This is a genomic window from Nocardioides sp. NPDC006303 (assembly GCF_040613175.1).
Classification (GTDB): domain Bacteria; phylum Actinomycetota; class Actinomycetes; order Propionibacteriales; family Nocardioidaceae; genus Nocardioides.
In genome coordinates this window covers 23,306-43,900 of sequence record NZ_JBEXRR010000031.1, presented here as the reverse complement: position 1 = coordinate 43,900, position 20,595 = coordinate 23,306, and the positions used below count along the sequence as shown (strand labels likewise).

The following is a 20,595-nucleotide window of genomic DNA, read 5'->3' as shown; positions in this document are numbered from 1 at the left end:
CACATGTCAGTTCCCCACATCTCACGTAGACGCATGCTGCTCGGCGCCGGAGCGGCCGGCCTCGCGGCCACCGGCTTCGCCTCTGCGGCGAACGCGGCGCGGCCGCTCGCTCAGCCGACCCTGATGACCGGTTATGTCGAGGTCAACAACTACAGCGTCGGCAACGTCGCCAAGTACGAGCTCGCCGGAGGCGGCAACGTCTTCGACATCGGCCTGATCTTCGCCGCCAACATCAACTACGACGGCCAGCGGGCCTACCTCTACAACAACCCGCAGGTGCAGGCGCAGCTCGACGCCGCCGACGTACACATCCGCCCGGCCCAGGCCAAGGGCATCAAGATCCTGCTCTCGGTGCTCGGCAACCATCAGGGGGCCGGGTTCGCCAACTTCCCCGACCGTGCCGCCGCCGAGGCGTTCGCCGACCAGCTCGCCGACGTGGTCAACCGCTACGGGCTCGACGGGATCGACTTCGACGACGAGTGGTCCAACTACGGCGCCAACGGCACCGGCCAGCCCAACGACTTCTCCTTCGTCTACCTCCTCGAGGCGCTGCGCTCGCGGATTCCCGACAAGCTGATCACGCTCTACTTCATCGGCCCCACCGCCGAGCGGCTCTCCTACGGCGGGGTCAACGCCGGAGACCTCCTCGACTACGCCTGGAACCCCTACTACGGCACCTGGGGCGTCCCCGACGTCCCCGGCCTCGGCAAGCCCGCGCTGGCGCCCGCGGCCATCGACATCCAGGGCACCTCCTCCTCGACCGCAGCCAGCCTCGCCTCCCGCACCGTCTCCCAGGGTTACGGCGTCTTCAACACCTACAACCTCGGCTCCGCCGACGCGAGCGCCTACCTCTCGACAGTCACCCGCAACCTGTACGGCAAAGCGACCGTCTACACCGGCTGAGTTCCTGCAGGGGTTGGCGTGTCTTCGCTTCCGCATTCTTGGCCGCCGACCCTTTCGGGAGGGTCTCGAAAAGATGGCTGACTATCGGGTCGGCGGCCAGCCCTGTCGGGCTTTGGTTCGGGTTGGGTGCCGGCGTTCGCCGGCTCGGGCCGGGCCTCTTCGTGTCGGCTGGCGTATCCGCGCCAATCCAGGGACTGAGAATGACATCAATGTGCCATCTGACCTGGGGAAATACGGTTCTCGGGGGCGCCGTGGTCTGGTAAAATATGGGTCATGGAAGCACTCCTCGATCCGGGCGACACGGCCAGCAGTCTGCTGGATGCGGTGCGTACGTCTCGTGCGGTCGCGGAGCAGGCTGACCGTGATGTGCTGATCGCTGCCGCCAGGTTCGCGGCGTTGCATTCGGTCGACTCCGTGGAGGAGTCCGCGCGGCTGGATGGCGACACGTTCGGAGACCGGATGCTGCCCTTGGCCGGGCCTGGGGCACCGCTGGTGTCGGAGGCGGCGGCCGTGGAGTTCGCGGCTGCGTTGGGTCGATCGACCCAGGCGGGCAAGAGGTTCCTCGGGGACGCGGTCGAGCTACGCTACCGGCTCAAGCATGTCTGGGCGCGAATCCTGGACGGGTCGCTGTTGGCGTGGCGGGCCCGACGGATCGCCGACATGACCAGGTACCTCGATGCCGAGGTCGTCGCCTGGGTGGACAAGCAGGTCGGTCCTCACGCCCACAAGATGGGCCCGGTCCAGCTGGAGCGCGCGGTCACCCAGGCGGCCGCGCTGTTCGAACCCGACCTCGCCGCAGCGATCGCCGAAACCGACGCGGCCGAACATCGCTCGGTCACCATCACCACCAACCAGACGACCCCCTTCGTCGGCGTCGGTGCCGAACAGGGGCAGGCGGTCCTGGCGCTGGGCTATGTCGACGGCGTCCTCGACGCTGCGGACGCGCTGGATCTGGAGCAGGCCATCGCAGCGATCGCGCACGGTCTCCTCGGTCAGGACGGCTACGCCGACGCAAGCTTGGACGTGCGCCGGGCTGCAGCGCTCGGGGTCCTGGGGCGGGCCTACAACTCGGGTTCCCTCGATGGCGTCCCCGGAGCTGCCCGGGTCGTCGAGCTGGTCATCCACACCGACACGCGCGAACTAGCCAGAACCGGCCTGGTGAGCCTCGGAAACACACGTGGCCTGGCCAGCATCGAACGCCTCGAGCAGTGGGCCACCACCCCCGGCACGGTCGTCAAACCGATCATCGTGGTCGACCTGACCGAAGACATCGAGGCAGCCGGCTATGTTCCGACCGCCCGGCAGCGGCGTCAGGCCGCGCTGATCCACCAGAAGTGCTCCTTCCCATACTGCCAAGCACGAGCCGAGCGCTGCGACCTCGATCATCGAGCCGCGTACGCTGCCGGCGGCCCAACCAGCAGCCAGAACCTCACCCCGCTGTGCCGACAGCACCATCGGATGAAGACCCACCACGGCTGGCGCTACCACCGGATCCGAGCAAGCACCTACCGATGGCGCAGCCCCCACGGTTACGAGTACGTCGTCAGTCCAGCTGGCACCATCGATGTCAGCAGTGACATCGACCCACCACTCACGCTCGCCGCCTGATCTGGTCGAGCGCACGGATCGCGGGATACGTCGTGATGTGGGGGAAGTCGGTCCGGTAGTACTCCGACCAGTAGCTCGTCGCGCGCGCTCGTGTGAGCGCCATGAAAGCCGGGTTGGACTCAGCGAAGTGCTGGAGCCCACGTGCCACGTTCGGATAGGTCATTGCCCCGTCAGTCAGGAGCTCCTCGACGTCGATGCAGATCTCGACGACGTACTCGCCGAGCAGTTGCACGACGAAGGGCGCGCACCAGTCCACATCCGCGCTCAACGCGACGCCGAGGGCGCGCTGTCGAGTATGTCCATCGCGGTGACGGGTGTAGATGCAGCCCGCAGCCGCACGACTCAACGGCGCGAGGCGCTCGAACGCGCCTGCCGGAAACGTGTTGTAGATCCGACCTGGAATCTCCAGATCGTCGCCGCGGAAGGTGACAGCTGGCCACTTCGCGTTGTTGGACTCATGGATCAGGCCAAGGGGTGAGTAATCGGCTGGTGGAACAAGGTCGATGGCCTGACGAGCAGCCGCACGCGCAACCGATGGAAAGGCGCCCAGCAGCTGCGATCGCAGCTGCTCCGCTCCATCTCGTCCCGCCCGGTCGATCACGCGGACATTCTCTACCCGGTCGGGACCGCGGCGACATGGTGCCTGGGAGTATCGTTCGCCCACGAACCGCGGCGGCCGGTCGTGAGGGAGAAGAGGCGGCTTAGATGGGTGTCACGAGCGAGAGCGGGCGGATTGTCGCGGGCGGCCGGAAGGGCAACTACGTACGTCTGGCCGAAGGGCCGCAGGAGCGCCACGTCTCGCGCACCGATCTGGCGCGGAGGCCCGAGGATCTCGGCGACCCGGTGCTGACCGTCGCGCACCTGTCCGACATGCACATCTGCGACCACCAGTCGCCGGCTCGGGTCGAGGTCCTGGACCGGCTCATGGACCCCGACACCGCGACCCGTGAGCTGATCGACGAGATCGGGACGTACCGGGCACAGGAGCTGCTGACCGCCCAGGTCGGCGCGGCGATGGTCGAGGCGGTCAACGAGATCACCGAGGGTCCCGTCGGCGGTGGCCCGCTGGACCTGGCGATCGCAACCGGCGACAACACCGACAACGGGCAGTACAACGAGCTCGACTGGTATCTGACCCTGCTCGACGGCGGCCGGCTGACCCCCGACTCCGGCGACATGCTGCACTACGAAGGCGTCGCCGCCCTGCCGGACAAGCGCTTCTGGCACCCCGAGGGCGAGACGTACGACATGCGCCGGGGCGACCACGGCTTCCCGCTCGTCCCAGGGCTGCTCAAAGCCGTGCGCAAGGCGATCGACTCACCCGGGCTGGAGGTGCCCTGGCTGGCCGTCAACGGCAACCACGACGGGCTGCTGCAGGGCACCGTGCCGGACAGCTCCGCCATCGGCGAGATCGCGGTCGGCGACCTGAAGGCGATCGCCATGCCCGAGCACTGGACCGACGAGGCCAAGGCGAAGCTCATCGCCGGGCTGATCTCCGGCGACCCGGTGGCGCTCGGGATGCTGGCCGAGCTCGAGCCGTACGAGGTGACCCCCGACCGGCGTCGCCGGCAGACGACGCTGCAGGAGTTCGTCGACTCCCACGTGCACGACGAGGCGAAGCCGCCGGGCCACGGCTTCAAGGCCGGCGGCAAGCCCTACTACCGCTACGACGTCAACGACGAGGTGACCTTCGTCGTCCTCGACACGGTCAACCCGGCCGGCGGCTTCCAGGGATCGATCGACGCCGAGCAGCTGGAGTGGCTCGACGCGGTGCTCGCCTCCACGGATTACGACGAGCGGCTCGCGGTGATCGCCAGCCACCACGATGTGGCCTCGCTGGTCAACGACATGAGTGGCGGCGGCGGCACCCGCCGGGTGCTCAGCGACGAGGTCGAGCAGACCGTCTCACGTCATGAGAGCGCCGTGCTCTGGCTCAACGGGCACACGCATCGTACGTCGGTGAAGCCTCGCGGCTCCTGGTGGGAGGTCACCGCTCCGTCCCTGATCGACTGGCCGCAGCAGGGCCGGATCGTCGAGCTGATCTCCGACGGGGACGTGCTCACCATCGCCACCACGATGCTCGACCACGCCGGTCCCGCCCGTTGGAGCGGTTCGATCGAGGAGGTCGGCCACCTCGCCTCGCTGTCTCGTGAGCTGTCCGCCAACGACTGGCAGGGACCGAAGGTGCGCCTCGCCGAGCACCCGTCGGCAGGGACGGCGCAGGATCGCAACGTACTGCTCCACCTGCTCGATCCGAGGGCCTGAAAGGCCTCCGACACGCCGTTATCTAGCGTATGACAGGCGGGTGGGGTTGCGTGGACCAGCGTTCTCCGCTGGACTACCACCAACCAAGTTCATGCAAGCGGCGTGGACATCAAGCTTTTGGAGGAACGACACGTGAGCTCGACCGCAGCCACAGGGCCTGCGGACCGGCTGGGCCTCAAGTCCGGCATGGTCATCCAGGAACTGGGCTGGGACAACGATACTGATGACGAGCTGCGGGTCGCCATCGAAGATTCCGTCGACGCGGACCTGGTCGACGGCGACTACGGCAACGTGGTCGACGCCGTGCTGCTGTGGTGGCGCGACGACGACGGCGACCTCGTCGACGGTCTCGTCGACGCGCTGACCGACCTCGTCGGAGGCGGCGTCATCTGGTTGCTGACGCCGAAGGTGGGCCGCCCTGGCGCGGTCGACCCGGCCGACATCGCCGAGGCCGCACCGATCGCCGGACTGTCCCAGACCACCACCGCATCTGTGAGCAAGGACTGGGCCGCGACGCGTCTGCTGGCGCCGAAGACTCCGGTCTGATGCCGGCGATTCTCGGCGCCGGCAGTCTCGGGCTCCGCTTCGACCGGACCGCTGGACACCCACAGGAGATCTAGGTTGAGCCTGGCTACACTCCCAACGGTGTTCTCGACTACGGCTGCCAAGGCGCGCACCGCCGGATCCGCGGCGAAGATCCTGGCCGGCTCCGGCATCGTCCGGCCGGTCAACCCCCTCGGGCTCGCACGGACCGGCCTGGCGCTGGCGCGCTGGGGCACCGGGCCGGCCGGAGGCTTCATCGGCCTCGCCCACCGCTACCCGCGGCGCACCGCGCTCATCGACGAGCTCGGCTCGTTGACGTACGCCGAGCTCGACCGCCGCTCCAACGCGATCGCCCGGGCCCTGGCGGCCCGGGGGGTCGGTGAGGGCGACGGGGTCGCGATCATGTGCCGCAACCACCGCGGGTTCGTCGACGCGACCTTGGCGGTCGCGAAGCTGGGTGCCGATGCGCTCTACCTCAACACCGCTTTCGCCGGTCCGCAGCTCGTCGGGGTGCTGGAGCGGGACAAGCCCGCCCTGATCATCCACGACGAGGAGTTCACCGGGCTGCTGTCCTCGGCGACCTCGGCCGCGAGGCTGGTCGCGTGGGTCGACTCCTCGGATCCTGGTGAGACTCTCGAGTCGCTGGTCACCGGCGACGCGCGGCCGGTGTCGCCGCCGAAGCGGCACGGGCGGATCGTGATCCTCACCTCCGGCACGACGGGAGCGCCCAAGTCGGCGCCGCGTCAGGAGGCCGGGGTCGACGCGGCGATCGCGCTGATGTCTCGGATGCCGATGAAGGACGGCTGGCGCTGCTTCATCGCCGCGCCGCTCTTCCACACCTGGGGGATCGCCCACCTGCTCTTCGCCGAGCTGCTCGGCACCACCATGATCCTGCGCCGCCGGTTCGACCCGGAGGACGCGCTGGCGACCCTCGCGGAGACCCGGGCCGACTCGTTCGTGGTCATCCCGGTCATGATGCAGCGGATCCTGTCGCTGCCGGAGGAGACGCTGGCTGCGTACGACCTCGAGGGGATCGCCTCCCGGCTCAAGGCCGTCGCGTCCTCCGGCTCGGCGCTGCCCGGCGATCTCGCCCTGGAGTGGATGGACCGGTTCGGCGACAGCCTCTACAACATCTACGGCTCGACCGAGGTCTCCTATGCCTCGATCGCCGACCCTGTCGACCTGCGGGAGGCGCCGACCTCGGCGGGCAAGATTCCGTGGGGCACACAGATGAAGATCCTCGATGGCGACGGCGCCCCGGTGCCCGATGGTGAGGCCGGCCGGATCTTCGTCGGCAACGGGCTCCTCTTCGAGGGCTACACCAGCGGCGGCGGCAAGGAGGTCGTCGACGGTCTGATGGCGACCGGCGACGTCGGGCGGTTCGGGCCCGACGGCCGGCTCTACGTCGAGGGCCGTGACGACGACATGATCGTCTCTGGCGGCGAGAACGTCTTCCCGCAGGAGGTCGAGGACTGCCTCATCCGCCACCCGCTCGTCGCCGACGCTGCCTGTGTCGGGGTCGACGACACCGACTTCGGCAAGCGGCTGCGCGGGTTCGTGGTGCTGGTTCCTGGCGCCGAGGGTGACGTCGATGCGGTGTTGAAGGACTGGGTCAAGGAGAATCTTGCTCGCTTCAAGGTGCCGCGCGAGATCGTCGTGACCGACGCTCTGCCGCGCAACGCGACCGGCAAGGTGCTCCGTCGCGAGCTGGCCACCTGGGACAACGAGGCGGCAGAGTCGAACGGCGAGAGGGCGGCAGGGCAGTGAGTGGACTCGAGATCGGTGGTCCGGCTCCGGACTTCACGCTGCGCGACCAGTTCGGCGCCGACGTCACCCTCTCGGACTTCCACGGCAAGAAGGCGGTGGCGATCTTCTTCTTCCCGTTCGCCTTCTCCGGCGTGTGCACCGGTGAGATGAGCGGCCTGCGTGACCGGCTCGACGAGTTCGTCACCTTCGACACCGAGGTCCTGGCGATCTCGTGCGACCCGGTGTACGCCATGCGGCAGTTCGCCGACACCGACCGGCTCAACTTCTCGGTACTCTCCGACTTCTGGCCGCACGGCGAGGTCACTCAGGCCTACGACGTCTTCAACGACCGCACCGGCGCCCCGCGACGCTCCTCCTACATCGTCGACAAGGCAGGCGTCGTGCGGTGGGCCGTGCACAACGACAACGCCGACGGCCGTGATCTCGACGAGCATCTCCGGCAGCTCCACGCGGCGGTGTGAGGAAGTAGTTTACGGGTCATCAAAGGTCCGTTAACAGCCTGGTTACATGGCTTTTCCTATGCCCTGGGTGGGATCTACTCTTTAAGTGTTGAGCCGCTGATGACCCGAGACGTCAGCGGCTCAACTTCCATTTACGGCCCGGTTTCTCTGGGCCGCCCCTGATCGCGTACTCTTGGGGCGCTTCGGACGCATAGCTCAGTTGGTAGAGCGCCTCCCTTACAAGGAGGATGTCGGGGGTTCGAGTCCCTCTGCGTCCACCAACACCGCCCGAGCTCACCGCCCCGTGCGGGGATCCACCGCCGGTGTCTTGGCGGTCTGTGCTCAGTTCCTTGTCGGTGCGTGAGCTCCGCTTCGGCCCCAGTGACGTCGAGGCTTGGCTGGCAGGTCTCGGCGAAGGCCGGGCGCACGTTCTTGACTCACCTGTCGTTGACGCCGCCGTGAGGGGCGAGCCATGATCGGTGGATTCGAGGTGTCGACTCGATGTCCATCTGTTCAGATCGTCGGGAGGTGCCATGGGAGTTCCCGCGTTGGCGCGCCTGACGGCGGATCGCGGTCGCGCCGTGCTGTCGGAGACCGAGGATGCCGACCGGGTCATCGACGCATGCACCGGGGCTCTGCGCCCTCACTCCCTTGCCGTACGCAAAGCCCGGGCACGGCTCGCCACGACCCTGACCCACGTCCCGCTGCGGGACGCGTCGGTGAATCTGCTGCGCTACGGCGCCGAGGTCACGGTGAGCTCTGGCGACGGGGTCCTCGACGACTATCTCCTCACGCTTCCGGTCGCCGGCGCGGGAATGTTCCGCTACGGGGATGCGGAGGTGCTGGCGACACCTGGTCGCGGCGTCATCATCGGCCCGCACCGCGAGTTCGAGTTCGCGTTCGACGCGGCCTGGGACCAGGTGATCGTGCGTCTCGACCGGGCTCGGGTCGAGTCGGTGGCGGCCGGGCTGACCGGAGAGGTGGGGCCGGTCCACTTCGATGTCGCGTTGGCCGAGGATGTCATCAGCCTCAATGGCTTGCTGGAGTCGGCCGTCAGCCTCGTCGACTCGGCCGCGGTCGAGCATCGTCCGCAGCTGATATGGCAGCTCGAGCAGGTGATCATCGAGACCCTGCTGCTCGCTCAGCCGAACAACCGGACAGCCGCCGATCCGGAGCGTGCCCAGCCGGTGTCGCCGCGCATACGGCAGGCGATGGACTTCATGCTCGACCGGCTGAGCGACCCGGTGACTGTCACGGCCGTTGCGGAGGCGTGCGGAACCAGCGTACGCAGCCTGCAGGCCGGCTTCCGGCGTGAGCTCGGGACGACCCCGGTGCAGTGGCTGAGGTCCCAGCGGATCGAGCGCGCCCACGCCCTGCTGGCCGGCGGCGCACCTGGACTCTCGGTGACCGACGTCGCCTACAGCTGCGGGTTCTTCCACCTCGGCGAGTTCGGCACCGCGTTCCGCAGCCGCTACGGCGTGACCCCCTCCGCGGTTCTCGCCGAACGCCGCTGACACCTCTCCTCGCGCAATTCCGAGTGCGCGACGGCGCCTTTCCGATATCCGGTGTGTGCCCAGTCACATGATCGTTGGGGCATGCAGATATCGCTCCTCCAGCTCGCCAGCCCGGACCATGAATCGGTCGAGGACCGACTTGCCCGCGTCGATCGTGCGGTCCGCGCCGAGCGCGCCTTGCACGACGTCGAACTGCTGGTCCTGCCAGAGATGTGGACGGCCGGCTACTTCTCCTTCGAGCAGTACGCCGAGCGCGCCGAGCCCTTCGAGGGCCCGACTCTCTCCGCAGCTCGCGGCTGGGCCGCTGCACTGCAGCTGTTCGTGCACCTCGGCAGCTTCGTCGAGGTCGACGCCGATGACCGGCTGCACAACACCTCCGTCGTGGTCGCCCCTGACGGCAAGGTCGTCGCCCGCTACCGCAAGGTCCATCTGTTCGGCTACGGCTCTCGCGAGTCCGAGCTGCTGACACCGGGCGACGACCTCGGCGTCGGGCCGGTCGCAGGCCCTGTCACCGGTATCACGACGTGCTACGACCTGCGCTTTCCCGAGCTCTTCCGGAGCCTTGTCGACGAGGGCGCGGAGCACGTGGTCGTCTGCGCCGCCTGGCCCGCTGCCCGCCTCGAGCACTGGCGCCTGTTCACGTCCGTGCGCGCCGTCGAGCAGCAGGTCAACCTGATCGCCTGCAACGCGGTCGGCGAACAACAGGGTGTCGCCCTCGGCGGCCACAGCCGCGTGGTCGCACCCACCGGCGAGGTGCTCGTCGAGGCCGGCGTGGACGAGGGCTTCACGTACGCCGATATCGACGCCGGCCTGCCGCGCCGGTTCCGCGCCGAGTTTCCCGCCCTGGCCGACCGCCGCTGGCCGGCCCCGCCCGTATCAACGCAGTCCACCCCGATGAAGGAGTACGCATGAGCACCACCGCGACGCGCCTCCGGCTCGGCACCACCGACGGTGTCGACGTCGAGATCGCAGCCACCCACCTCGTCGTCGCCGGATACACCGGCCGCGACCAGGAGGCGGTCCGCCATCACATCGACGAGCTCGCCGCGATCGGTGTACCGGAGCCGGACACGATCCCGGCCTTCTACCCGCTCGATGTCGACAGGCTGACCACCGCCGGTCACATCGAGGTCAACGGCACCGAGACCTCTGGCGAGGTCGAGCCGGTGCTCATCCGGGCCAACGGCACCTACTACCTGACCATCGGCTCGGACCACACCGACCGAAAGATGGAGACCGTCGGTATCCAGCTCTCGAAGGCCGCTTGCCCCAAGCCGATCGCTTCCACCCTCATCGAGCTCGGCGACCCGCCAGCCCTCGTCGACTGGGACGCCATCGTCGTCCGCAGCTGGGTCGACGGCGACCTCTACCAGGAGGGCACCCTCGCCTCGATGCTTCCGATCACCCAGGTCCTGGCCGAGTGGGACCAGATCGGGGGCAGCGCCGACGTCGCCCTTGTCCTCTTCGGCGGCACCCGGCCGCTGATCGACGGCACCTTCCGCTACGGCCGCGACTGGCGCATGCAGCTCGAAGTCCCCGGCCACGAACCCATCGAACTCGCCTACACCGTCTCTGTCAGGAGCAACTGATGCGCACCAGCAACGACTACCTCGCCTCCCTCGACGACGGCCGCCGCGTCATCGTCGACGGCAAGCCCGTCGAGCACGTCGCCAGCGACCCGGCTTTCGCCCCGATCGCCAACACCATCGGCAACCTGCTCGACCTCGCCGTCGATCCCGACAACGGGATGCAGGTCCACGACGAGGCGACCGACCGCCCGGTCAACCGCCTCTTCCTCGCACCCCGCAGCGCGGAGGACCTGCAGTCCTGGCGCGACGCGGCCCAGGTCTGGGCCGACCACACCCACGGCTGGGTGGGGCGCTCGCCCGACCACGTCGGCGCCTTCGTAGCCGCGTTCTCGGCCCACCCGGAAGCGTTCGCGACCGAGCGCGGTCTGGCCGACAACGTGCTGGCGTTCCACCGCCGCGTCGTCGAGAACGACCTGTACGTGTCGTACGCGATCATCCCGCCGCAGGTCTCGCGAGCCACGACCGCGCACGCCTGGGAGGGCGACTTCATCCAGGTCGGCGTCAAAGAGGAGCGCGAGGACGGCATCGTTGTCCGCGGTGCCCAGATGTTGGCCACCGGCGGCGCGGTCGCCGACGAGATCCTGGTGTCGTGCATCAAGCCCCTTCAGGCCGAGGATGCCGACTTCGCGGTCAGCTTCACGGTCCCGGTCAACGCTGACGGCCTCAGTCTCTACTGCCGCCGCCCCTACGCGCCCGGCGTGACGAGCGAGTACGACTACCCGCTCAGCTCCCGTTTCGACGAGACCGACGCGCTGCTCGTCTTCGACGACGTCTTCATCCCGTGGGAGAACGTCTTCGTCTACAAGGACGTCGTCGGCCTTCGCAAGCAGTTCTTCGAGACCGCCGCTCACGTCCTCGGCAACTTCCAGGCCCAGATCCGGTTCGCCACCAAGCTGAAGTTCCTCGCCGGCATCGCCCGCAAGGTCGCCGCCGTCAACGGCGTCGACAAGTTCCCCGGTGTCGTCGAGAAGCTCGGCGAGCTGGCCAGCCTGGTCTCGGTCGTCGAGTCGGGTGTCAACTCCGCCCAGTTCACTGCGACGATCGACGCGCAGGGCCTGATCCGCCCCGGAGCCCAGGCGCTCTACGGTGCGATGGGTCTCCAGGCTGAGATCCACCCGCGAGTCATCGGCATCCTGCGTGACCTTGTCGGCGGTGGGGTCCTGCAGGTGCCCTCGAGCGTGCACGAGCTCGTCGAGGAGGCCACTCGCGACGACATGGAGCGTTACGTCAGCAGCCCCGGCCTCTCCTCGATCGACAGGGTGAAGCTGTTCAAGCTGGCCTGGGACGCGATCGGCAGCGAGTTCGCAGGACGGCACCAGCAGTACGAGCTCTTCTACTCCGGCGCCCCCTTCGTCGTGAAGGGCTACGCGTTCCGCAACTTCGACTACGACGGGCCGCTCGCGTCCGTCGAGGAGTTCCTGGCGTCGTACGGCGTCACCGAGCTCGCCGCAATCACCGAGGAGGTCACGGCATGAGCAAGCCCGAGATCGAGTTCACGCCGATCACCGACATCGACTACACCCTGTGCCCGGGGGACAACCCGCTGATCAAGGAGCGGATCCTAGCGGCAGACCCCGTCGGCGGCGTGGCGACCCGCATCCTGCGCTACGAGCCCGGCGCCGACTCGACCGAGCTGGGCGTGCAGAAGCACGAGTTCTGGGAGGAGGTCTACATCATCGAGGGCTCGTTCCACGACCTCTCGCTGGACCGGACCTTCGTGGCCGGCGAGTTCGCCTGCCGCCCGCCGGGCATGCCGCACGGCCCCTGGCGCACCGATGACGGTGTGACCACCTACGAGGTCCGTTACCACGCGCGGGCCGAGGACTGAGGGAGATGGAAACGATGACCGCAGTCGACCCTATGGCGATGCGCCAGACCATGGGTCGCTTCGCCACCGGCGTCGCCGTCATCACGACCGAACACGACGGCGTTCCGCACGGGATGACCGTGAACTCGCTGACCTCGGTCTCGCTCGACCCGCCGCTGCTCCTGGTCTGCTTCCACCACGGAGCCCGCAGCGCTGAGGCGGTCACATCCGCCGGGCGGTTCGCGGTGAATATCCTCGCGTCGCGACAGCAGCCCATCGCTCTGCGCTTCGCGCAGCGCGGCGAGGACCACTTCGCCGGCCTCGGCCTGGAGTACGACGGGCACCGCGTGCCCGTCGTACCCGGCGCGCTGGCCCACCTCGACTGCGACGTCGAACGGGTCGTCGAGGCCGGTGATCACACGATCGTCTTCGGGACGGTCGTCGACGTCTGCTCCCGCGAGGGCGAGGCGCTCGGCTTCCATGGCGGTCGATTCGCGGACGTCACCCCGCACGGGCGCGAGCCCGAGCACTGGTTCTTCTAGGCCTTCCCGGCCTGAACGAGAAATGCCCCGGCGGCTGCGGCAACAGCCCCCGAGGCGAGGTCACCGGACACGCACCCTTCAGGAGAGACCCATGTCCAGAACAACCCTCGATCAACCTAGCAAGCAGACTCAGCGAACGTCGCACACCAGCCTCCCGGTCGTCGCCGGCTCGAGCCTCGCCGGCACAGCCGTCGAGTGGTACGACTTCTTCCTCTACGGGACCGCCTCGGCGCTGGTCTTCAACACCCTGTTCTTCCCGGCGTCCGACCCGCTCGTCGGCACGATCCTGGCTTTCGCGACGTACGCCGTGGGCTTCCTGGCGCGTCCGATCGGCGCCATCGTCCTCGGTCACTTCGGCGACCGGCACGGACGCCGCGCCACGCTGATCGCGAGCCTCCTGCTGATGGGCGGATCCACCTTCCTGATCGCCTTCCTGCCGAGCTACGCGACGATCGGGATCGGCGCGCCGATCCTGCTCGTCGTCCTGCGGCTGGTGCAGGGCTTCGCGCTCGGCGGCGAGTGGGGCGGTGCCGTGCTTCTCGTCTCCGAGCACGGCGACGAGAAGCGGAGGGCCTTCTACGCCTCCTGGCCGAACATCGGCCCGCCGCTCGGCAACCTCGCGGCAGCAGGCGTGCTCCTCGCCCTCAACAGCATGCTCTCCGAGGCGGACTTCCTGTCGTGGGGCTGGCGAATCGCCTTCGGCCTCTCGGCGCTGCTCGTCCTCATCGGTCTCTGGCTGCGTCTCTACGTCGCTGAGACCCCGCTCTTCGAGCAGGCACAGAAGCAGGCCCATCCCCAGCCCAAGGGCCTGCCCGTGGGCATCGTCATCCGCAAGCACTGGCGGATGGTGCTGCTGGCCGCTGCGACCCGCTTCGGCGAGAACGCCGGCTTCTACATCTACTCCCTGTTCGTGATCACGTACGTCACCAAGATGATCCACCTCGACCAGTCGGTGGCACTGACGGCCGTGCTGATCGGCCAAGGCGTCGCGGTTGTGGCGATCCCCTTGATCGCGGTGCTCGCCGACCGGATCGGGCGACGGCCGATCTATCTCGCCGCGTCCGTGGCGACGATCGTGTGGTCCTTCGTCTTCTTCGTCCTGCTGGACACGAAGAACACGGCCCTGATCGTGCTGGCCGTCGCCGGAGGTCTGCTGATCTTCGCCGCCTTCAGCGCGGTGATCGGCGCCTTCTTCTCCGAACTGTTTCCGACCGAGGTGCGCTACTCCGGCGTCTCGTTGGCCTACAACCTGGCCTCGGTCCTCGCCGGCTCGCTCGCTCCCATCATCGCGATCGCGCTCTATCAGAAGTTCGGCACCGGCTACGCGATCGCGGCCTATCTCGCCGCCATGGGCGCGGTCTCCCTCGTCGCCTCCCTGATCGCGAAGGAGACCCGGGAGACAGACCTGGCCACCGTCGGGCAGGACTGAACAGGAGACCCTGGGGTCAGGCCGTCGTAGACCCGATCTCGGCGGCCACCCCAGCCAACATCATCCGGAGACCACACTCGAAGGCTGCCTCTGCCCGGTGAACGGCGTCACGCTGCGAGGCCAGAGCCTCGGCGAGACGAGGGACCTCCACTCCTTCGGGGATCTCCCACATGACGTCGGGCGCGGCAAGGTCGAGAGCAGAGCCGATCACGAAGCTCTCCACCGCCGTCAGCACCTCCATGGCGTGGTCGACCGGGAAGCCGACCTCTTCGAGGAGCACGACCATCCGGTCGTACGCAGCAAGCACCTGCGGCGACCGGATGGTCGTCGTCGTGAGAAGTGGCACGACGCGCGGGTGGGCGGCGAAGACGGCGCGGTAGGAGCGGAAGAAGCCCGATACGGCGACGTTCCACGGGCCGTGGTCGAGCGTGGAGGTGTCCATCTCGGCGCTCACCTGCTCGCGCAGCAGCTCGACGACACCGGTGCGGCCCTCGACGTGGTGGTACAGCGAGGCGGTCTGCACTCCGAGCCGTCGGGCCAGCTCGGGAAGGGTGAAGTCGCCGGTCTCGTCGACCAGCTCGAGCGCCGTGGCGCCGATCCGGTCGCGGTCCAGCAGCGCCTTACGAGGGCGGCCAGCGCGGCGCTGGGTGATCTGGGTCACGAGAAACCCTTCCAATTGAGGCTCAGGAGTCGTACGCTACCGCACAACCTAAATCTAATCGGTTTCGATTAATAAGGAGACCGCCCCATGCCCACCACGACCACCGACACAACCGGGTCATCGCCCGGCCTCAAGCGCGACGCTCTCGGCACCAGTGATCTCGTATTCATCGTTGTCTCGGCCGCCGCACCACTGATGGTGATGGTCGGCGTCGCGCCGCTCGCGCTGATGATCGGCGGCATCGGGGCGCCGGCGGCGTACATCTTCGCGGGTGTATCGCTCGCCATCTTCGCCGTCGGCTTCACGACGATGTCGCGGCACATCGACAATGCCGGCGCCTTCTACTCCTACATCGCGGTCGGGCTCGGTCGTACGGCCGGTGTCGTCTCCGCACTCGTGGCGCTGGTCTCCTACAACGCGCTCCAGATCGGCGTCTACGGTCTCGCCGGCGTCGCCATCCAGAGCACCTTCGCCGAGGTGTTCGGGATAGATCAGCCGTGGTGGGTCTACGCCATCGTCTGCGTGGTCATCGTCTGGTACGTCGGCTTCCGCAGCGTCGACTTCGGCGCCAAGTTCCTCGCGGTGCTGCTCACTGCGGAGACGGGTCTGCTGCTGGTGCTCGCTATCGCGATCCTTGTCCAAGGCGGCAGCAGCGAAGGGCTCGGCCTCGACTCGTTCGCACCGGACAACGTGTTCGTGCCGCCGATGACGGTCATCCTGCCGACCGCCTTCGCCGCCTTCATGGGCTTCGAGGCCACCGTGATCTACCGTCGCGAGACCCGCGACCCGCGCCGCACCATCCCGCGGGCGACCTACCTCGCCGTCGCGGTCCTCGCGGGCACGTACGCGTTCATCGTGTGGAGCATCGTCCAGGCATTCGGTGCCGCGGGAGCGGTCGAGGCGGCCACCACGAACGGCGTCGGCATGTTCTTCGTCGCCGGCGAAACCTACCTCGGCACCTGGTTCACCACGGCCATGCACTTGCTCATCGCCACCAGCGTGGTCGCGAGCCTGGTCGCCTTCCACAACGCGGTGACCCGCTACGCGCTGGCCATCGCCGCAGAGGGTCTGCTACCCGCGGTCCTGACGAAAGTGCATCCGAGAACTCGGGCGCCATACGTCGCCGGACTGCTGCAGACCGCGCTGGCGCTGGCCATCGTCGGAGGCTTTGCGATCGCGAAGGCCGACCCCTACACCCAGCTGCTGATCTGGGTGAACACCCCCGGCATCTTCGGGATCCTGCTGCTGCAGGTCGCCGCCGCGATCTCGGTCGTCGCCTACTTCCGCAAGCGGGCCACAGGGGAAGGAGCCTGGCGCACCATCGTCGCGCCGGTCGTCTCCGCCGGCCTGATGCTGTTCGCGATCGTGCTGTCCGCGAAGAACATCTCCTTCCTGACCGGAAGCACCGGTCTGGTGAACCAGGTGCTGCTGCTCACCATCCCCGTCACCTGTGCCCTGGGCGTGGTATGGGCGGTGTGGCTGCGCCGCAACCGCCGCGACGTCTTCGACGGCGTCGCCGCGACGTGCGACAGCACCCCGGAGGTGGCGGCGTCGTGAGTGCCGACCTGCTCATCGTCGGGGCCACCGTCCGTACCCTCGACCCGGCTCGTCCCATGGCCCGTGCCGTCGCGATCCGCGGGGACCGGATCGTCGGGCTCGACGACGACGCCCTGGCTTTGCGGAGCGCCACGACCGAGGTCGTCGACCTCGCCGGCGCCACAGTGACGCCCGGCCTGGTCGACGGGCACCTGCATGCCCTGCTGGGGGTGACCGCCTTCGCCGGCGCCGACCTCTCCGGCTGCCGGGACCTCGACGACCTGCGTACCGCGCTCGCGGGTGCCGCGCCCGGCAGGGACGGTTGGGTGACGGGCTTCGGCCTCGATCACAACGTCTTCGGTGGTGCCCCGATCACCAACAGGATGCTGGAGGAGGTGCTCCCGGGAGCCGCGGTCGTCATCGTCCTGTACGACGGCCACTCGTCGCTGGCCAGCGACGAGGCGCTGCGCCGAGCCGGTGTCACCGGACCTCGCCGGTTCGAGCAGCGCGCCAAGATCGTGTGTGACGACGCGGGCCGGCCGACCGGGCTGCTGCTGGAGCACGCCGCGATGGAGACCGTGCGCGACCTCATCCCACCGATGGAGCAGGCCGAGCTCCACAAGCGGCTCCTCGAGGTGCTGGACGGCATGGCTGCGACCGGGCTCACGGGCGGGGTGATGATGGACGCCGAGGGCGATGCGCTCGACGTGCTCGCCGCTGTCGAGGCGGCCGCCGAGCTGCCGGTTCGGCTGCGGGTGATGCCGTGGTGCATGCCGGAAAGCGACCTCGCGGCTCTCGATGCTCTCCAACGGCGCCGTGGCCGGCGCTGGGCCGTGGGCGGCGTGAAGTTCTTCATCGACGGAACCGTCGAGGGCGGCACCGCCTGGCTCGGCCACGCCGACTGCCACGGGCAGGGGGTCGACGCGTTCTGGCGCGATCCAGCCTCCTACACCCGTGCGGTCCGGCACTTCGCCTCCGACCGGGTCCAGACGGCGACCCACGCCATCGGCGACGCCGGCGTGCGCCACGTCGTCGACTCCCTGGCCGACGTGGACACCCGCGGTGTCCGACACCGGGTGGAGCACCTCGAGACGCTGCCGCTGGCGGAGGTGCGACGGGTCGTCGGCGCGGGACTCGTCGCCTCGATGCAGCCCTCGCACACCGGCTACGCCCGGGCCGACCACACCGATGAGTGGTCGACCCGGCTGGGTCCTGAGCGGGCCGCGCGCGCCTGGCCCTGCCGGGACGTACGCGACGCAGGCGGCACGCTGGTGCTGGGCTCGGACTGGCCGATCGCGTCCTACGATGCCCGCGACGTGCTCGCCTTCGCACAGCTGCGCCGCAGACCGGGGTCCGGCGACGAGCCGGTCACGCCCGACCAGGCCCTCACCGGGCTGATGTCCCTCGAAGGGATGACCACCCACGCGGCGCTGGCCGACGGCACCGAGGCCACCAGCGGAAGGATCGCCGTCGGGCACCGGGCCGACCTCACCGCGTTCGTCGTGGACCCGGTCGCGGCACCGGCCGACGAGCTCGCGACCGCACCGATCCGGCTCACCGTCTCCGGCGGACGGATCACCCATCGCATGGACGACCGATGACGGAGGTCACTGTCGCCGACTGGCAGACCCATCCGCAGCTGCGCTGGGCCTTCCAGCACATGGATGACCTCTTCCCGGCGGCGGTGATCGCCCGGGGAGAGGGGGCTGCCGCGCCCCTACCGCCATGCGACCTCGACCAGCCCGCCCTCACCGTGCAGGCACAGGACACCGACGCCTGGCTCGTCGTCCACCGCGGGGCGGTAGTGGCCGAGGAGTACGCCGGCACGATGGGCCCAGACACACGACACCTGCTCATGTCCGTGAGCAAGTCGATCGTCGGCCTCGTGGCGGGCATCCTCGTAGGCGACGGCCGCCTCGACGTGAACCGGCTCGTGACGTCGTACCTCCCCGACCTGGCCGGTTCGGGCTGGACCGGGGCGACGGTTCGCCACCTGCTCGACATGCGTGTCGGTATCCACTTCTCGGAGGACTACCTCGACCCGACATCCGAGGTGCGCCGCCTCGACGAGGCGGTCGGTTGGGCCGTACGTGGCCCATCGTCGCCCGCGAGCCTGCGCGCGTTCCTGGCCGAGCTGCGCAGCGATCGCCCACACGGTGGTGCCTTCGCGTACAGCAGCGCCATCACCGACGCCCTCGGCCTGGTCTGCGAGGTGGCAGCCGGGGGCGTTCCCTTCGCCGAGCTGGCCTCGGACCTGCTCTGGTCGAGGATCGGAGCCGAGCACGACGCCTTCGTCACCGTCGACGGCGCCGGCACCGCCATGTTCGACGGCGGCATCTGTGCCACGCTGCGCGACCTCGCCCGGCTCGGCGCTCTGGTCGCCTCGGGTGGCCGGTCGCTCACGGGTGCGCAGGTCGTGCCTGCCGCGTGGATCGACGACCTGTTCCGCGGTGGTGCCGACTCGGCGTCGGCCTTCGCGGACGCCGAACACGACTACGGCCTACGCGGTGGCAGCTACCGCGGCCACTTCTGGTCTCCGGCCGCGGGTGGTGACGTCGTGCTGTGCCTGGGCATCCACGGTCAGATGGTCTACGTCGACCGGGCCCGGGACTTCGTCGGTGTGAAGCTGTCGAGCTGGCCGCTGCCGGTCGACGACGAGAGGTCCCAGGCAGACCTCACCGCGTTCCGCGAGATGGCGCAGCGCCTGACATGCTGGGGCTGACTAGGATGCCTGGCGACCTAGAGCCTGCTTCGGGGACTGGGGCAGGAGTGCGCGGGCGGCGGCGAAGGCGACCAGGGTGATCGCGATGACCATGCTCGCGGTGCCGGTCCAGCCGGCCGCGAAGGCGAGGCCGCCGAGCCAGCCGAAGAGGCTGGAGCCGGCGTAGTAGAACAGCGTGTAGAGCGAGGTGGCCTGCGCGATCCCGCTGGTCGCCATCGGGCCCACCCAGCCGGATGCGATCGAGTGTGCCGAGAAGTAGGCCGTCGTGAACAGCAGCAGTCCGATCAGCACGGTCGGCAGTCGATCGGGGATCGTCAGCGCGGCTCCGGCGACCATGGTCAGTGATGAGGCGAGAAGTACGCGTCTGCGGCCGAAGCGTCCGGCGAGCGTGGCTGCGAGCCGGGCCGAGACGGCGCCGGAGAGGCTGGACAGGAAGATCACCGCGGTCAGCGCTGGTGGCAGGTCGAACGGCTCAAGCTCGAGTCGGTAGCCGAGGTAGTTGAAGACCGCCACCTGCGCGCCCATCAGGAAGAACGCCTGCGCATAGAGGGCGAGCTGGCCGGGGTTGGTGAGGTTGGCGACCATCCCGGGCCACACGCCGATGGGCCGCGGCCGTAGCTTCGCTGTGCGGGGGCCCTCGCACGGCAGGGTGGTGACCGCGACGGCGGCGCCGAGCGCGCTGACGACTCCGGCCACGAGCGCCGCCACGCGCCAGTCGCTCACGTCGGCGATCGGCGCGGCGATCAGCCGTCCGACCAGGCCGCCGACGACCGTACCGGAGATGTACGTCGCGCCCGCGGCCATCGCGTCGCGTCGGCTGACCTGCTCGCTGAGGTAGGCGAGAGCGAGCGCGGGGGTGCCGCCCAAGGCGATGCCCTGGGCGATGCGGAGGAGGACGAGGACAGGGAATGAGGTCACGAGCGGGAGGGTCAGGCCGATGGCCGCAGCGGCGACGATGGCGATCGTCATCGCCCTGGCGCGGCCGATCCGGTCGGCGACCCACGACCAGCCGAGCGCGGCGACGGCGAGCCCGATCGTCGCCCCGGAGACAGTCAGGGCGGCCTGCGAGGCACCGACCGCGAAGTCGCGGCTGATCGCCGGGATCAGCGCCTGGGGGTAGTAGAGCTGCACGAACGTCGTCATCCCGATCGCGACCAGCGCGACCAGCACGCGTCGATGTCCCGGTTCGGTCGCAGCCTGAACGCTCATCCTCGTCACGCTAAGGATCTCGAAACCGTGCGTCCAATGCATCAGTGATGCATGAATAAT

General features: G+C 68.8%; 19 protein-coding genes and 1 tRNA gene. 17 read left to right on the top strand and 3 right to left on the bottom strand.

Annotated elements, in window-relative coordinates:
• The first annotated feature begins 3 nt into the window (after positions 1 to 3).
• Both ABZY89_RS21150 and ABZY89_RS21145 read left to right on the top strand, forming a co-directional pair.
• Complete coding sequence (locus ABZY89_RS21150; RefSeq protein ID WP_355230345.1) at positions 4 to 903, top strand: endo-beta-N-acetylglucosaminidase H; 900 nt, start codon at positions 4 to 6, stop codon at positions 901 to 903.
• A gap of 273 nt (positions 904 to 1,176) precedes the next feature.
• Positions 1,177 to 2,511, top strand: coding sequence for a hypothetical protein (locus ABZY89_RS21145; protein WP_355230344.1), 1,335 nt, complete (start codon positions 1,177 to 1,179; stop codon positions 2,509 to 2,511).
• Here ABZY89_RS21145 and ABZY89_RS21140 read toward each other — a convergent pair.
• Positions 2,495 to 3,112, bottom strand: coding sequence for a hypothetical protein (locus tag ABZY89_RS21140; RefSeq protein WP_355230343.1), 618 nt, complete (start codon positions 3,110 to 3,112; stop codon positions 2,495 to 2,497). The two genes, ABZY89_RS21145 and ABZY89_RS21140, sit on opposite strands and share 17 nt — an antisense overlap.
• Positions 3,113 to 3,216: 104 nt before the next feature.
• On the opposite strand from ABZY89_RS21140, the gene ABZY89_RS21135 reads away from it, so the two are divergent.
• The 12 genes from ABZY89_RS21135 (at position 3,217) to ABZY89_RS21080 (ending at position 14,407) form a co-directional block, all read left to right on the top strand.
• Entirely contained in the window at positions 3,217 to 4,776 is a 1,560-nt protein-coding gene (locus ABZY89_RS21135; protein WP_355230342.1) for a TIGR03767 family metallophosphoesterase, read from the top strand.
• 132 nt (positions 4,777 to 4,908) lie between these two features.
• Positions 4,909 to 5,322, top strand: a complete 414-nt coding sequence (locus ABZY89_RS21130) for a DUF3052 domain-containing protein (protein WP_008358178.1) — start codon at positions 4,909 to 4,911, stop codon at positions 5,320 to 5,322.
• A gap of 99 nt (positions 5,323 to 5,421) precedes the next feature.
• Positions 5,422 to 7,086, top strand: coding sequence for an AMP-binding protein (locus ABZY89_RS21125; RefSeq protein WP_355230340.1), 1,665 nt, complete (start codon positions 5,422 to 5,424; stop codon positions 7,084 to 7,086).
• Positions 7,083 to 7,547 carry a peroxiredoxin gene (locus tag ABZY89_RS21120; RefSeq protein ID WP_355230338.1) on the top strand — a complete coding sequence of 155 codons (465 nt, stop codon included), beginning with the start codon at positions 7,083 to 7,085 and terminating at the stop codon, positions 7,545 to 7,547. Before ABZY89_RS21125 ends, ABZY89_RS21120 begins: the two co-directional genes overlap by 4 nt.
• A gap of 184 nt (positions 7,548 to 7,731) precedes the next feature.
• Positions 7,732 to 7,807 (top strand) — tRNA-Val (locus ABZY89_RS21115).
• A 252-nt stretch (positions 7,808 to 8,059) separates the two neighbouring features.
• On the top strand, positions 8,060 to 9,040 hold the full coding sequence (locus tag ABZY89_RS21110) for an AraC family transcriptional regulator (protein ID WP_355230336.1): 981 nt from the start codon (positions 8,060 to 8,062) through the stop codon (positions 9,038 to 9,040).
• Between the two features lie 81 nt (positions 9,041 to 9,121).
• On the top strand, positions 9,122 to 9,952 hold the full coding sequence (locus tag ABZY89_RS21105; RefSeq protein ID WP_355230335.1) for a carbon-nitrogen family hydrolase: 831 nt from the start codon (positions 9,122 to 9,124) through the stop codon (positions 9,950 to 9,952).
• Positions 9,949 to 10,629, top strand: a complete 681-nt coding sequence (locus ABZY89_RS21100) for a DUF2848 family protein (RefSeq protein ID WP_355230333.1) — start codon at positions 9,949 to 9,951, stop codon at positions 10,627 to 10,629. Before ABZY89_RS21105 ends, ABZY89_RS21100 begins: the two co-directional genes overlap by 4 nt.
• The gene (locus ABZY89_RS21095; protein ID WP_355230331.1) at positions 10,629 to 12,104 is read left to right on the top strand and encodes a 4-hydroxyphenylacetate 3-hydroxylase N-terminal domain-containing protein; all 1,476 of its coding nucleotides are present in this window, start codon (positions 10,629 to 10,631) and stop codon (positions 12,102 to 12,104) included. Before ABZY89_RS21100 ends, ABZY89_RS21095 begins: the two co-directional genes overlap by 1 nt.
• Positions 12,101 to 12,457 (top strand): cupin domain-containing protein, encoded by a 357-nt coding sequence (locus ABZY89_RS21090; protein ID WP_355230330.1) that lies wholly within the window; start codon positions 12,101 to 12,103, stop codon positions 12,455 to 12,457. The genes ABZY89_RS21095 and ABZY89_RS21090 overlap by 4 nt, the downstream gene beginning before the upstream one ends.
• A gap of 14 nt (positions 12,458 to 12,471) precedes the next feature.
• Positions 12,472 to 12,978: a flavin reductase family protein gene (locus ABZY89_RS21085; protein ID WP_355230328.1), complete on the top strand. Its 507-nt coding sequence runs from the start codon at positions 12,472 to 12,474 to the stop codon at positions 12,976 to 12,978.
• A gap of 91 nt (positions 12,979 to 13,069) precedes the next feature.
• Positions 13,070 to 14,407: an MFS transporter gene (locus ABZY89_RS21080; RefSeq protein WP_355230326.1), complete on the top strand. Its 1,338-nt coding sequence runs from the start codon at positions 13,070 to 13,072 to the stop codon at positions 14,405 to 14,407.
• Positions 14,408 to 14,423: 16 nt separating this feature from the next.
• Here the strand turns inward: ABZY89_RS21080 and ABZY89_RS21075 are convergent, their stop codons facing one another.
• Positions 14,424 to 15,068 carry a TetR/AcrR family transcriptional regulator C-terminal domain-containing protein gene (locus ABZY89_RS21075; RefSeq protein ID WP_355230324.1) on the bottom strand — a complete coding sequence of 215 codons (645 nt, stop codon included), beginning with the start codon at positions 15,066 to 15,068 and terminating at the stop codon, positions 14,424 to 14,426.
• Positions 15,069 to 15,155: 87 nt separating this feature from the next.
• Between ABZY89_RS21075 and ABZY89_RS21070 the strand changes: the two genes are divergently transcribed.
• From ABZY89_RS21070 to ABZY89_RS21060, 3 genes are read left to right on the top strand one after another with little or no spacing between them, the layout of a single operon-like run.
• The gene (locus ABZY89_RS21070; RefSeq protein ID WP_355230322.1) at positions 15,156 to 16,625 is read left to right on the top strand and encodes an APC family permease; all 1,470 of its coding nucleotides are present in this window, start codon (positions 15,156 to 15,158) and stop codon (positions 16,623 to 16,625) included.
• On the top strand, positions 16,622 to 18,205 hold the full coding sequence (locus ABZY89_RS21065) for an amidohydrolase family protein (RefSeq protein WP_355230320.1): 1,584 nt from the start codon (positions 16,622 to 16,624) through the stop codon (positions 18,203 to 18,205). Before ABZY89_RS21070 ends, ABZY89_RS21065 begins: the two co-directional genes overlap by 4 nt.
• Positions 18,202 to 19,326: a serine hydrolase gene (locus ABZY89_RS21060; protein WP_355230319.1), complete on the top strand. Its 1,125-nt coding sequence runs from the start codon at positions 18,202 to 18,204 to the stop codon at positions 19,324 to 19,326. The genes ABZY89_RS21065 and ABZY89_RS21060 overlap by 4 nt, the downstream gene beginning before the upstream one ends.
• Here the strand turns inward: ABZY89_RS21060 and ABZY89_RS21055 are convergent, their stop codons facing one another.
• Positions 19,327 to 20,535 (bottom strand): MFS transporter, encoded by a 1,209-nt coding sequence (locus tag ABZY89_RS21055; RefSeq protein ID WP_355230317.1) that lies wholly within the window; start codon positions 20,533 to 20,535, stop codon positions 19,327 to 19,329.
• Between the last annotated feature and the right edge of the window lie 60 nt (positions 20,536 to 20,595).